Consider the following 13,121-nt stretch of genomic DNA (forward strand, 5'->3'; position numbering starts at 1 on the left):
GGCTCAGGGGGGCGGGCCCGCCCCGTCGGAGGTGCGGGAAGGCGTACGGCCCGGCGCGGGGCTCCGCGGGCCGGGCCGTACGCCTCCGACCTGCTACGACGTCAGTTGACCTTGATCTGGTCGTAGACCGGGACGCTGAAGGGGTTCAGGGACACGTTGCTGACGCGCTCCGAGTAGCCGGCGCTGCCGTTCTGGTACCAGAGCGGGATGGCGCCCATGTCGTCACGCAGGACGCCCTCGGCCTGCTGGAAGAGCCCGACCGCCTTCGCGGTGTCCGGTTCGGCGTTGGCCTGGTCGACCAGCTTGTCGAACTCGGGGTCGGTGTACTTGCCGTCGTTGGACGAGGCGTTGGTGTAGTACAGCGGCTGGAGGAAGTTCTGGATGAGCGGGTAGTCCATCTGCCAGCCGGCACGGAAGGGGCCGGTGAGCTTCTGCGTGGTGACCTGGTTGCGGTAGTCGGCGAAGGTGCCGATCGGGTTGCCGACGCAGGCGCGGTCGTTGCCGAGGGCACGGTTGATGGAGTTGCAGACCGCGTCGACCCATTCCTTGTGGGAGCCGGTGTCGGCGTTGTACGAGATCCGCATGGTGCCGCCGGGGATGCCGCCGCCCTCGGCGACGAGCTTCTTCGCCTCGGCCGCGTCGTACTTGCAGAAGTCGCCGCAGACGTCCTTGAAGCCGCCGTCCTCGCCGAGGACCGGGGAGGTCCAGTCGACGGCGGGGGTCCGGGTCTTCTGGAAGATCGTCTCGGTGATCTGGTCGCGGTCGATGGCCATGGAGAGGCCCTGGCGGAGCTTCTCCTGTCCCGGCTTGTTCCATGCCGGGTCGTAGAAGGGGAAGGACAGGGTCTGGATGATGCCGGCGGGGACGTTGATGTACCGGTCGCCGAGGTCGGCCTCGACGTTCTTGAGCTGGGAGGCGGGGACGTCGTCGACGAGGTCGAGGTTGCCGGCCGTCAGGTCGGTGTAGGCGGTGTTGTTGTCGGTGTAGACCTTGAGGGTCACGCCGCCGTTCTGCGCCTTGTCGGTGCCCGGGTAGCCGTCCCAGCGCTTGAGGGCCATCTGGGAGCCCTTGGAGTACGAGTCGACGGTGTACGGGCCGTTGCCGACGGGCTTCGAGAGCCAGGCGGCGTGGTCGCTGAAGAAGGACTGGGGAAGCGGCGCGAAGGCGGGGTAGCCGAGGGTGACGGGCCAGGTGGAGAACTTCTGGGTGAGCTTCACCGTGAAGGTCTGGGGGCCGGTGACCTTGAGGCCGGACATGGTCTCGGCGGTCGGCTCGCCCTTCTCGGGGTGGACCTGGTCGTAGCCCTGGATCTGGCCGAAGAAGTAGGCGTTCTTCTGGTTGTTCTTCAGATGGGCGCCGTAGTTCCAGGCGTCGACGAAGGACTTGGCGGTGACCTTCTCGCCGTTGGAGAAGGTCCAGCCGTCCTTGACCGTGATGGTGAAGTTGGTCGAGTCGGTGGTGTCGATCTTCTCGGCGAGCATGTCCTTGGCCTCGCCGGTCTTCGGGTCGTACTGCTTGAGCCCGCGGAAGATCATGGAGAGGACCTTGCCTCCCTGGACCTCGTTGGTGTTGGCGGGCTCCAGCGGGTTCTGCGGGTCGCCCCACGAGGAACTCACGATGCCGTCGGCCCCTCCGCCGCCGCTGTCGTCGCCGCCACCGCAGGCGGTCGCCGCGAGGGCGACGGCGGTGGCCAGTGCGGCCCACTTGGCGTGCGTGGCTCCGCGCATGGAGTGCCTCCCGAATGTCCTAAGTATGACTTAGGCCCCAATATCACCTGATATTGACGGGGCTGCACTTTTACTGCGGCCGGACGGACGGGCCCGCCGGCCCCCGGGGAGACGCGCTCGGGGAAGACGGAAGGGGCGCCCGTTCCGTAGGTACGGAACGGGCGCCCCTCACGGGTCCTGCGCTCGGCGCGTCAGTGCACCGGTACGACCTGCTTCTCCTCGGCGAAGTGGCACGCCGAGAAGTGGGCGGCCGGGGTGTCCTCGCCCTGGAAGCGCTGCGGGACCGCGAGCAGCGGCGTCTCCTGCGCGCACTTCTCCTGCGCCTTCCAGCACCGGGTGCGGAAGCTGCAGCCCGACGGCGGGTTCGCCGGCGAGGGGACGTCACCGGTGAGGATGATCCGCTCGCGGTGCGCGCGGGCCTCCGGGTCCGGCACGGGCACCGCGGAGAGCAGCGCCTGGGTGTACGGGTGCGTCGGGTGCTCGTAGATCTGCTCGTCCGTACCGATCTCGGCCATCTTGCCGAGGTACATGACGCCGACGCGGTCCGAGATGTGCCGGACGATCGACAGGTCGTGCGCGATGAAGAGGTAGGAGAGGTTGAACTCGTCCTGGAGCTTCTCCATCAGGTTGATGACCTGCGCCTGGACGGAGACGTCCAGGGCCGAGACCGGCTCGTCGCAGATGATGATCTCCGGGTTCAGCGCGAGGCCGCGGGCGATGCCGATGCGCTGGCGCTGACCGCCGGAGAACTGGTGCGGGTACCGGTTGATGTATTCCGGGTTCAGACCGACGACGTCGAGCAGCTCCTGCACCTTGCGGCGCCGGTCGCCCTTCGGGGCCACCTCGGGGTGGATGTCGAAGGGCTCGCCGATGATGTCGCCGACCGTCATGCGCGGGTTCAGCGAGGTGTACGGGTCCTGGAACACCATCTGGATGTTGCGGCGGACGGCCTTCAGGGCGCGCCCGGACAGCTTGGTGATGTCCTGGCCCTTGTAGAAGACCTCGCCGGCGGTGGCCCGCTCCAGGTTCATCAGGAGCTTGGCGACCGTGGACTTGCCACAGCCGGACTCGCCCACGATGCCGAGGGTCTCGCCCTGGAAGAGGTCGAAGGAGACCCCGTCCACGGCCTTGACCGCGCCGACCTGCTTCTTGAACAGGATGCCCTGCGTCAGCGGGAAGTGCTTCTTCAGGCCACGCACCTGGAGGATCGGCTCGCCGCGGCCCACGGGGGCCTCGATGGCGGCTACGGCCGCCGCCTCGGATGCGGCCACGGCCTCGTCGTTCTTGCTGAGGTCAGCCATGGATCGTCTCCTTCCAGAAGTGGCAGGCGCTCTTACGGCCCGGGAGATCCGCGCCGTCCTGCTCGGTGACCGGCGCCAGGGCCGGGATCTCCGTACGGCAGATGTCCTGGGCCTTCGGGCAGCGCGGGTTGAAGGCGCAGCCGGAGGGCACCTTGAGCAGGTTGGGCGGGAGGCCCTTGATCGCGTAGAGCTCCTGGCCCTTCTGGTCCAGGCGCGGGATCGAGTCGAGGAGGCCGCGGGTGTACGGGTGGGCCGGGCGGCCGTACAGCTCGTGGACCGGCGCCTGCTCGACGATCCGGCCGGCGTACATCACGGCGATCTTGTCCGCGACGTCGGCGACGACGCCGAGGTCGTGGGTGATCAGGATCAGGCCCATGTTGTATTCCCGCTGGAGCTCCGCGAGGAGGTCCATGACCTGGGCCTGGACGGTCACGTCGAGAGCCGTGGTGGGCTCGTCGGCGATGATCAGGTCCGGCTCCAGGGCGAGGGCCATGGCGATCATGATGCGCTGGCGCATACCGCCGGAGAACTGGTGGGGGTAGTCGGAGACCCGCGCCGCGGCGGCGGGGATCTTGACCTTGTCCATCAGCTCGATGGCCTTGACCTTGGCGTCCTTCTTGGACAGGCCCTGGTGCACCCGGAACATCTCGCCGAGCTGGTAGCCGACGCTGAGGACCGGGTTGAGGGAGGACAGCGCGTCCTGGAAGATCATCGCGATCTTCCGGCCGCGGATCTGCCGGCGCTCCTCCTCGGACATCTTCAGCATGTCCTGGCCGCGGAACAGGATCTCGCCCTGCGGGATCTTCCCGGGCGGCATGTCGAGGATGCCCATGATGGCCTGCGCGGTCACGGACTTGCCGGAGCCGGACTCGCCGAGGACGGCGAGGGTCTCGCCGGCGTTCACCGAGTAGTTGACGCCGTTGACCGCCTTGGCCACACCGTCACGGGTGTGGAACTCGACGTGCAGGTCGCGGACTTCGAGCAGCGGACCGTTGTGGTCGGAGCCGTCGCGCGGCGCGGGGACGGCCGCGGTCTTGTCGATGATGCTCATCTTTTACGCCCTCCTCAGCGCAGCTTGGGGTCGAGGGCGTTGCGGACGGCTTCGCCGAGCATGATGAACGCCAGAACGGTGAGGCTCAGCATGATCGACGGGTACAGCAGGATGTGCTGCGACGTACGGATCGCCTGAACACCCGCGGAGATGTCGACACCCCACGAGACGGTCGGGGAGGCAAGGCCCAGTCCCAGGTAGGACAGGGTGGCCTCGGCCGAGATGTAGCCGCCGAGCGCGATGGTCGCGACGACGATCACGGGGGCCATGGCGTTCGGCAGGATGTGCCGGAAGAGGATCCGGGAGGTGCCGGCGCCGAGGGCCTTCGCCGCGTGGACGTAGTCGGCGTGCTTGACCGTGATCACGGCACCGCGCATGACGCGGGCCATCTGCGTCCAGCCGAGGAAGGCCAGGGCGAAGACGACGACCCAGACGGTGCGGTCGACGAACGCCTGCAGGACGACCATGGCGCCGAGGAGGAACGGGATACCGAAGAAGATGTCGGTGATCCGGGACATGAGCGCGTCGATCCAGCCGCCGAAGTAGCCGGCGATCATGCCCGTGATGCCGCCGACGACGGTGACGATCGCGGTGACGCAGATGCCGACGATGATCGAGGCACGGGTGCCGTAGATCAGTCGGGCGTAGACGGAACGGCCCTGGATGTCGTAGCCGAGCCAGCCCTCGGAGCCGATGTTGCCGAGCTCCGGCTTGCCCACGTAGTGACGGACGAGGTCACCGGTCGTGGGAGAGGCGCTGGTGAACAGGCTCGGGAAGGCGGCGATCAGCAGCAGGAAGAAGATCAGCACCGACGACACGAGGAAGTACGGGTTGCGGCGCAGGTCGCTCCAGGCGTCGCCCCAGAGGCTGCGCGCCTTCTCGGCCTTGACGTCGGACACGTCCACCGAGGGGGTGGCGACGGCGTCCTCGGTGGCGGCCGCGGTCGCGGTCTTGGTCACGTCAGGCATACCGGATCCTCGGGTCCAGGACCGCGTACAGCAGGTCGATGAGCAGGCTGGTGATGAGGTAGACGACCACCAGGATGGTGACGAGGCCGACCAGGGTCGTGCCCTCGCGCCGGGTGATCGACTCGTAGATCAGACCGCCGACGCCCTTGACGTTGAAGATGCCTTCGGTGACGACCGCGCCGCCCATCAGGGCGCCGATGTCGGTGCCGAGGAAGGTGACGACCGGGATCAGCGAGTTGCGCATCAGGTGGACGCCGATGACACGGCGCTTCGGCAGGCCCTTGGCGACCGCCGTGCGCATGTAGTCCGCGCGGAGGTTCTCCGCCATGGAGGTGCGGGTGAGCCGCGCCACATAGGCAAGGGAGAGACCGCCGAGGACGATGGCCGGAGCGATCATCTCGGACAGCAACTGGTCGTTGCTGACGTTCGGCGCGATCCAGTCGAGCTGGAAGGCGAACACCATCTTGATGATGAAGCCGAGCACGAAGACCGGGATCGAGATGATCAGCAGCGTGAAGATCAGGATCGCGTTGTCGGCCAGACGGCCGGCGCGGAGACCGGCGATGACGCCGAGGCCGATGCCGAAGATCAGCTCGACGGCGAAGGCGAGCGCTGCGAGCTGCAGCGTGACGGGGAACGCGTCCCCCAGCACCTCGGTGACGGGACGGTCGTTGCGGATCTGCGTCCCGAAGTCGAAGTGGAAGAGGATCCCGGTGATGTAGTCCCAGTACTGCTTCAGGATGTGCTGGTCGAGACCGAGCTTGTGTCTGATCTCCGCGATGGTGGCGGGCGACGCGCCCTTGTCACCGAACAGTCCGGCCACGGGGTCGCCGGGCAGGCTGTAGACCATGAGGAAGATCAGCAGGGTTGTCCCGAAAAAGACCGGGATCATCTGGAGCAGTCGTCGTGCGACATAGCGCCCCATCATGCCTCCGTTGAGATGTGACGGCCGCAGCCGAGGGCCCTCCCACGACAGCCCGGCCCGTTTCCGGGCACGGCGATGTCGTGGAAGGGCCCCCCAGCCACTGCGTAAGGCACCGAGACGGGACTGACGTTCCGTCAGTCCCGTGACGGCGTGCGGACTACGCTTGGGTGATTACTTCTTGACCTCGACGCCGGTCAGGATCGGGTCGCCGTCCTGACCGTAAGCCACGCCCGAAACCTTCTCGGAGTAGCCCGCGTTGACCTTGTAGTACCAGAGCGGGATGGACGGCATGTAGTTGACCAGGTCCTTCTCGATGGCCTGGAACTGCTTGACCGAGTCGTCCAGCGTCGCCGCGGAGTCAGCCTTGGCGATCTTGGCGTCCAGCGCCTTGTTGGAGAAGTCGCCCTGGTTGCCCGCCGCACCCGTGCGGAACAGGTCCGAGATGAAGTTGGCGTTCACCGGGTAGTCGAGCACCCAGCCGGAGCGGTAGAGCGACTTGACCTGCTTCGTCTTACGAGCGGTCAGGTCGGCCTGGAAGTCCGGCTTGCCGTCGCCGACACACTTGACGCCGGTGGCCTGGGTGATGGAGTTGCAGACAGCGTCCACCCACTCCTTGTGGCCACCGTCGGCGTTGAACTGGATGGAGATGGCGTTGTTCGGGACACCGCCGCCGGCCTTGATGAGCTCCTTGGCCTTGGCCGGGTCGAACTTGGTGACGCCGGCGCCACCGTCCTCCTGGTAGCCCAGGACACCCTTGGCGACCCAGCCGGTCGCGGGCTCACGCGTACCCTGCAGCACCGTCTTGGTGATGGTGGCGCGGTCGATCGCCATCGAAAGACCCTGGATGACGCGCGGGTCGATCTGCTTCGGCTTCTTCCACTGGTCGGCGTAGAAGGCGACGGCCATGGTCTGGATCGCGGAGTACGGCTGGTCCACGGCGCGGTCGCCGAGGTCCTGGCGGTAGACCGGGAGGTCCTTCGGCGCGATCTGACGCAGGACGTCGACGTTGCCGGACTTCAGGTCCTCGTACGCGGCCTCGAGGGTGGTGTAGTTCTTGAAGACCACACCGCCGTTCTTCGCCTTGTTCGGGCCCTTGTAGCCGTCGAATCGAGTGATCTCGATCTTCTTCTTGTGGTCCCAGCTCTTGAACTTGTAGGGACCGTTGCCGACCGGCTTCTGGCCGCCCGCGGCCGGGTCCTTGTAGAAGGACTCGGGGAGCGGGGCGAAGACGATGTAGGCGAGCTTGTGGCCGAAGTACGGGACGGCCTTCGCGAGCTCGATCTTGAAGGTGGTCTCGTCGACGACGGTCAGACCCTCGAGCTTGTCGGCGGTGGGCTTGGCGCCCTCAGCCTCGGGGTGGACCTTCTCGAAGCCCTTGATGTCCGCGAACCAGGACGAGAGGCCCTGGGCGTTCTTGATGTTGGCGTTCCAGTTCCACGCGTCCACGTAGGACTTGGACGTCACCGGGGTGCCGTCGTGGAAGGTCCAGCCCGGCTTGAGCTTGACGGTCCAGGTCTTCGAGTCCGTCGTGGTGACCGACTCGGCGTTGATCATCTCCAGCGAGCCGTCAGCCTTGTAGTCGACCAGGGTCGAGAACAGGCCGGCCATCACGGCGGAGCCGTTGGACTCCATCGTGTCACCGGTGAGCAGGGGCTTCTCAGGCTCTCCCAGCTCGACGGAGAAGATTCCGTTCGGGTCAACAGCGCCCTTGGCGTCGTCGCCGGTCCCGCTCTTACCCCCGCCACAGGCGGTCGCAGCAAGGGCAACGATGATCGCGCCCGTTACCCACTTGGCGCTCTTGGCACCGCGCATGGGTTCCTCCTCATGAGTCCACTTTGTCACTACAAGAGGGGCACTCCGAGTTTCGCCGACACCCCTGACGGCTTTGGACTCAAGTGCCCCGAGTGTGCTCGTGAGTCGGCACTCCCCACAGTGCGTGACCCATTGACCCGAGCTCAATGGAGCCAACTATTAAGTACGTCCGGGCCGTAAACCACACTTAAGTGGTCTCGTTTTGACAACATCACCTTGCCCTCAGATACCGAAATCCGGACAAAGTGAGCACAGACAGACACCCCCGAAACGGACCGTTAACACACGTACCGGAGAGCGATGGCCGATATGCGGACACCTGGCCCTCGAAATGAAGTTGACTGAACTTGACGAAAAGCCCGGATCCCCACAGCTGTCCGTGGGGGTCCGGGCTCGATGCTGACGTCATGTCAGCAGAGAGCGGCGAAGATCACAGGCCCGTGACCTACCCCGCCGCTCTCGACCGTATGCGTGCCTGTTCAGCCGTTCTCGTGGCTCAGGCGTTGTGGGTACTCAGACGTGCTCAGCACCAGGCGTTCCCGGCGCTGAGCCGCGCTTCCTGACACTGGGCGTGCCCGAAGCTCAGGCGTTCCTGACGCTCGGCGTGCTCGACGCTCAGGCGTTCTTGGCGCGGGAGGTCGCACGGCCACGCGCGTTCTGGTCCAGGATGACCTTGCGGATACGCACGGCCTCCGGGGTGACCTCGACGCACTCGTCGTCGCGGCAGAACTCCAGCGACTGCTCGAGCGACAGCTTCCGCGGCGGGACGATCGCCTCGAAGGAGTCGGCGGAGGCGGAGCGCATGTTGGTGAGCTTCTTCTCCTTGGTGATGTTCACGTCCATGTCGTCGGAGCGCGAGTTCTCGCCGACGATCATGCCCTCGTACACCTCGGTGCCGGGGTCGGTGAACAGGACGCCGCGCTCCTGGAGGTTGGTCATCGCGAAGGCGGTGACGGCACCGGCGCGGTCGGCGACCAGCGAACCGTTGTTACGGGTCGTCAGCGTGCCGAACCACGGCTCGTGGCCCTCGTGGATCGAGTGGGCGATGCCCGTACCGCGGGTGTTGGTGAGGAACTCCGTACGGAAGCCGATGAGGCCACGGGACGGAACGACGAACTCCATGCGGACCCAGCCGGAGCCGTGGTTCGACATGTTGTCCATGCGACCCTTGCGGACACCCATGAGCTGCGTGACGGCGCCCATGTGCTCCTCGGGCACGTCGACCGTGAGGCGCTCGACCGGCTCGTGCACCTTGCCGTCGACCATCTTCGTGACGACCTGCGGCTTGCCGATGGTGAGCTCGAAGCCCTCGCGGCGCATCTGCTCGACCAGGATGGCGAGCGCGAGCTCACCACGGCCCTGGACCTCCCAGGCGTCCGGGCGCTCGGTGTCGAGGACGCGGAGCGAGACGTTACCGATGAGCTCGCGGTCCAGGCGGTCCTTCACCTGGCGGGCGGTGACCTTGCGGTTCTTGACCGCGGACTTGGCGTCCGCGCCCTTGCCGGTGCCACCGCGGCCGACGAGCGGCGAGGTGTTCGTACCGATGGTCATGGAGATGGCCGGCTGGTCGACCGTGATCAGCGGCAGCGCGATCGGGTTCTCCGGGTCGGCCAGGGTCTCGCCGATCATGATGTCGGGGATACCGGCGACGGCGCAGATGTCACCGGGGCCGGCGACCTCGGCGGGCTTGCGGGTGAGCGCCTCGGTCATCATCAGCTCGGTGATGCGGACGTTGGAGATCGTGCCGTCCCGCTTGATCCACGCGACCGTCTGGCCCTTGCGCAGCTCGCCCTGCTCGACGCGGAGCAGCGCGATGCGGCCGAGGAAGTTGTCGGCGTCCAGGTTGGTGACGTGGGCCTGGAGGGGCGCGTCCTCGTCGTACGAGGGGGCCGGGACGTGCTCCAGGATGGTGGAGAAGAACGGCTCCAGGCTGTCGCTGTCGGCGGGGACCGTGCCGTTCTCCGGCTTGGTCAGCGAGGCGATGCCGTCACGGCCGCAGGCGTAGACGATCGGGAACTCGATCTGGTCCTCGTCGGCGTCCAGGTCGAGGAAGAGGTCGTAGGTCTCGTTGACGACCTCGTCGATCCGGGAGTCCGGGCGGTCCGTCTTGTTGATGCAGAGGATGACGGGCAGGCGCTGCTGGAGAGCCTTGCGCAGCACGAAGCGGGTCTGCGGGAGCGGACCCTCGGAGGCGTCCACGAGCAGGACGACCGCGTCCACCATCGAGAGACCGCGCTCGACCTCGCCACCGAAGTCGGCGTGGCCCGGGGTGTCGATGATGTTGATCGTGATCGGGGCCCCGCCGTCCTTGGGGTGATACTTCACCGCCGTGTTCTTGGCGAGGATCGTGATGCCCTTCTCACGCTCCAGGTCGTTCGAGTCCATCATGCGGTCGTCGAGCTGCTGGTGGGCGGCGAAGGCACCGGCCTGCTTGAGCATGGCGTCGACGATGGTCGTCTTGCCGTGGTCGACGTGGGCGACGATGGCGACGTTACGGATGTCGTGGCGCGTGGGCATGGGTGCTTGCGCTTCTCTCGGATCGTGGGATGCGGCGTCAGTTCCTCGTACGCCCGCCGGGCGGACGCGCCACGGCTATGTCCCATGGTACGGGGCTGCCACGCAAGGGGCTTCCCCGCCCGGATTTGAGAGGGTCTACTGGGGGGTTTCCCGTCGCGCCCGGGGTGCGGCGCGACGGAGGTACGACAGAGGTACGACGGCGGTGCACGTGCGGGGCGACTGCGGAGTGACAGTGGACGGGCCGGGTCAAGCGGCCGACGCGATCCTGCCCGCCGGGATCACCGGCGGGCAAGGAACTTGAGCTGCTTCTGAGGTTGTGACCTGCGGTTTCAGAGCTTTCAGCGGTTTCGTTCCGCACCGTTGGAGGTCTCGGCCTTCTTGTAGCCGATGTCCTGGTAGCGGGGAACGGCGAACCCCCAGGCTCCGGCGTTCACCAGATCGGCCTTCGCGGCGACGAGCTGCGGCCGCTGGTAGAGGGGGATGGAGCCGGCCGCGGCCCAGATCCGGGCGTCCGCCTGGCGGACGAGCTCGCGGGCCTCCTCCTCGTCGAGCGTCGCCGCCGCCTGATCGAACAGCTGGTCGATCCGGTCGGTGCCGACCCGTGAGTAGTTCTGCTCGACCAGCAGGGAACCGTCCGAGGCCGGCTCCGGCTTGGCGAAGATCGGCCGGGCGTCGGTGGCGGGGAAGGCGGAGGCCGGCCAGGAGTACAGGGCCAGGTCGTAGTCGCCCGAGGCCACGTGGTCCTTGAAGAAGCTGTCGTCGGAGACCTTGGTGACCTCCGTACGGATGCCGACCGCGTCGAGCATCCGGACGATCCGGTCACCGACCGCGCGCAGCGACTCCGAGCCGGGGCCGGACGGCAGGACGAAGCGGAGGCTGAGCGCCTTGCCGTCCTTGCCGAGGGCCTTGCTGCCCTCGGGCACGGCCGCGGGGGCCGCGGTGCCGCGAGGGGCGTAGGCCCCGGCGACGCCCTTGTCGCCCGGGTGGGCGGCGCGCGCGGCGGCGGGGGCCGGGGCGAGCACCTGGGTGCCGTTCTCGGGCCCGGCGGGGGCGGGGGCGGCGGGGGCGGGGGCGGCGGGGGCCTCGCCCGGCTTGTCGTCACCGACGATGTAGAGGCCTTCGTTCGAGGCGGTGTCGGCGGCGGTGCGGGAGGCGGTGCCGCCTGCCTTCTGGTCCGCTGCCTCCTTCGGGGTGGCCTTCTCGTCGGCCTTCTCCCCTTCCTTCTTCTCGCCTTCCTTCTTCTCCCCGTCCTTCTTCCCTCCGGCCTTCTGCTCCGCTGCCTTCTGCTCCGCCTCGCTGCCGGCCTTGGTGCCCGCCTCCGCCGGCTTCCGTGCCGCCCCGCCCGGCACCCAGCCCGCGTCGGCGAGGAGTGCCCGGGCCTCCGCGGTGTCCTGGTCGCCGAGCGCGTCGCTGCTGTCCGCGTAGGCCGCCTGCCCGGCGAGGGCGAGGTGGCTGCCGGGAGGGTGCGCCGGGAGGCCGAGCGGCTTGAGTACGGAGTCGGCCAGTTCCTGGCGGTTGATGGCCCGGGCCACCGCACGCCGTACCCGCTCGTCGGCGAGCGGTCCGGACTCGCCGTTCAGGGAGAGCTGGGTGTAGGCGGGCTCCAGGGACTTGCGGACCACGTACCGCGCCAGGGCGTCCTGCGCGCTCGCGTACCGGTCGATGGCCTGCTGGTTCTGCTCGCGGGCGGTCCGGACCTCCTTCGCCTTGTCGTCGTCGGAGCCGTTCGCGAGCGCCCAGGACTTCAGGGCCTTGGCGGGCGTGATCGAGGAGCCGGGGCCGTGGACGAGGGCCGCCTGGGCGCCGTTGCGGCCGGCGCGGGCGTCCCGGAGGGCGAGGGCGATCCGCTCGGCGGTGGACCGATCGATCTCGGCCAGGTCGAGGGTGCCGGCGGCGAGGGCCTTCGCCCGGTCCGCGCGGGGGACGGCCTTGAGGACGATGGTGTCGAGCTTGGCGGGCTGGCCCCACCAGCGGGGGTTGCGGGCGAGGGTCACGTCACCGCTCTTGCGGTCGATCGCCTTCAGCAGGAACGGTCCTGCGGTGGCCTTGAGAGTGGTGCGGGCTCCGTCGTTGAAGGCGTTCGGGGAGCCCATCACCTGCTTCGGGTAGAGCGGGGTGAAGAGGGACTGCCAGTCGGCGTAGGGCTTGGCGTAGGTGACCCGCACCTCCAGGTCGTTCTTGCCCCGCTCGATCTTCTCGATCCGCTCGTATCCCGCGTTGCGCGCGGTCCAGTACGCGGTGTCGCGGCCGCTCAGCGCCCGCCACTGCGCCACGAAGTCGGGCGCCCCGATCTCGCGGCCGTCGCTCCACACCGCCTGCTGGTTGAGTTTGTAGAGGACGACCTGCTTGGGCTCGGTCTCGACGACCTGCGCGGACTCCAGGAAGTCGGCGTTCCGCTGCGGTCTGCCCCGCTCGTCGAGCGTGTAGAGGGAGGGGAGCACGGCCCCGGCGATCCGGGAGGTGGTGCCGTCGGCGTCGGCCTGGAAGCTGTTGAAGGTGGTGGGCAGCGCGTCGACGGCCCAGCGCAGGGTCCCTCCGTCGGCGACCTTGTCGCGCGCCGCGGGCGCGTTGTCCTGGGCCGCGGCGGGGGCCGAGTCGGTCTCGTCGTCGGAGCTGCATCCGGCGAGGACCGTGACGGCGAGGACGGCGCTGGTCAGGGTGGCGACGGAGCGGAGCGTGCGGGAGCGGGGGCTCCTGGAGCATGTCCTCCCGCGAGGGGCGCCGATCTGGGACATGACTTGTACCCCTTCGTCCAGATTCATTCCATTTGGAGATGATCACACCTATTGCTCATCTACTGAACGGGATGGAATGGATCCG

At 67.8% G+C, this 13,121-nt stretch carries 8 protein-coding genes; all 8 read right to left on the bottom strand.

Translation table 11 applies throughout. The annotated features are described in order from the left end of the window. Positions 1–101: 101 nt before the first annotated feature. The 8 genes from AMK29_RS07050 to AMK29_RS07085 all read right to left on the bottom strand — a co-directional run bounded on the left by AMK29_RS07050 (position 102) and on the right by AMK29_RS07085 (position 13,036). Complete coding sequence (locus tag AMK29_RS07050) at positions 102–1,727, bottom strand: peptide ABC transporter substrate-binding protein (RefSeq protein ID WP_073809128.1); 1,626 nt, start codon at positions 1,725–1,727, stop codon at positions 102–104. A 191-nt stretch (positions 1,728–1,918) separates the two neighbouring features. Further along, positions 1,919–3,028 carry an ABC transporter ATP-binding protein gene (locus AMK29_RS07055; RefSeq protein WP_073809129.1) on the bottom strand — a complete coding sequence of 370 codons (1,110 nt, stop codon included), beginning with the start codon at positions 3,026–3,028 and terminating at the stop codon, positions 1,919–1,921. Then, entirely contained in the window at positions 3,021–4,079 is a 1,059-nt protein-coding gene (locus AMK29_RS07060) for an ABC transporter ATP-binding protein (RefSeq protein WP_073809130.1), read from the bottom strand. Before AMK29_RS07060 ends, AMK29_RS07055 begins: the two co-directional genes overlap by 8 nt. 14 nt (positions 4,080–4,093) lie before the next feature. Further along, positions 4,094–5,047 (bottom strand): ABC transporter permease, encoded by a 954-nt coding sequence (locus AMK29_RS07065; RefSeq protein ID WP_073809131.1) that lies wholly within the window; start codon positions 5,045–5,047, stop codon positions 4,094–4,096. Continuing rightward, the gene (locus tag AMK29_RS07070) at positions 5,040–5,972 is read right to left on the bottom strand and encodes an ABC transporter permease (protein ID WP_073809133.1); all 933 of its coding nucleotides are present in this window, start codon (positions 5,970–5,972) and stop codon (positions 5,040–5,042) included. Before AMK29_RS07070 ends, AMK29_RS07065 begins: the two co-directional genes overlap by 8 nt. 171 nt (positions 5,973–6,143) lie before the next feature. Continuing rightward, entirely contained in the window at positions 6,144–7,784 is a 1,641-nt protein-coding gene (locus tag AMK29_RS07075; protein ID WP_073809135.1) for a peptide ABC transporter substrate-binding protein, read from the bottom strand. Positions 7,785–8,399: 615 nt separating this feature from the next. Continuing rightward, on the bottom strand, positions 8,400–10,301 hold the full coding sequence (gene typA / locus AMK29_RS07080; protein WP_073809136.1) for a translational GTPase TypA: 1,902 nt from the start codon (positions 10,299–10,301) through the stop codon (positions 8,400–8,402). Between the two features lie 338 nt (positions 10,302–10,639). Next, positions 10,640–13,036 (bottom strand): ABC transporter family substrate-binding protein, encoded by a 2,397-nt coding sequence (locus tag AMK29_RS07085; RefSeq protein ID WP_073809138.1) that lies wholly within the window; start codon positions 13,034–13,036, stop codon positions 10,640–10,642. Positions 13,037–13,121 lie beyond the last annotated feature (85 nt).

The sequence above is a fragment of the Streptomyces sp. CB02261 genome (assembly GCF_001905665.1).
Lineage (GTDB): Bacteria > Actinomycetota > Actinomycetes > Streptomycetales > Streptomycetaceae > Streptomyces.

What these genes read in the sequence shown, in the direction of transcription:
- AMK29_RS07050 (WP_073809128.1), bottom strand. Translation starts at nt 1,727, where the DNA reads ATGCGCGGAGCCACGCACGCCAAGTGGGCCGCACTGGCCACCGCCGTC.
- AMK29_RS07055 (WP_073809129.1), bottom strand. Translation starts at nt 3,028, where the DNA reads ATGGCTGACCTCAGCAAGAACGACGAGGCCGTGGCCGCATCCGAGGCG.
- AMK29_RS07060 (WP_073809130.1), bottom strand. Translation starts at nt 4,079, where the DNA reads ATGAGCATCATCGACAAGACCGCGGCCGTCCCCGCGCCGCGCGACGGC.
- AMK29_RS07065 (WP_073809131.1), bottom strand. Translation starts at nt 5,047, where the DNA reads ATGCCTGACGTGACCAAGACCGCGACCGCGGCCGCCACCGAGGACGCC.
- AMK29_RS07070 (WP_073809133.1), bottom strand. Translation starts at nt 5,972, where the DNA reads ATGGGGCGCTATGTCGCACGACGACTGCTCCAGATGATCCCGGTCTTT.
- AMK29_RS07075 (WP_073809135.1), bottom strand. Translation starts at nt 7,784, where the DNA reads ATGCGCGGTGCCAAGAGCGCCAAGTGGGTAACGGGCGCGATCATCGTT.
- typA (WP_073809136.1), bottom strand. Translation starts at nt 10,301, where the DNA reads ATGCCCACGCGCCACGACATCCGTAACGTCGCCATCGTCGCCCACGTC.
- AMK29_RS07085 (WP_073809138.1), bottom strand. Translation starts at nt 13,036, where the DNA reads ATGTCCCAGATCGGCGCCCCTCGCGGGAGGACATGCTCCAGGAGCCCC.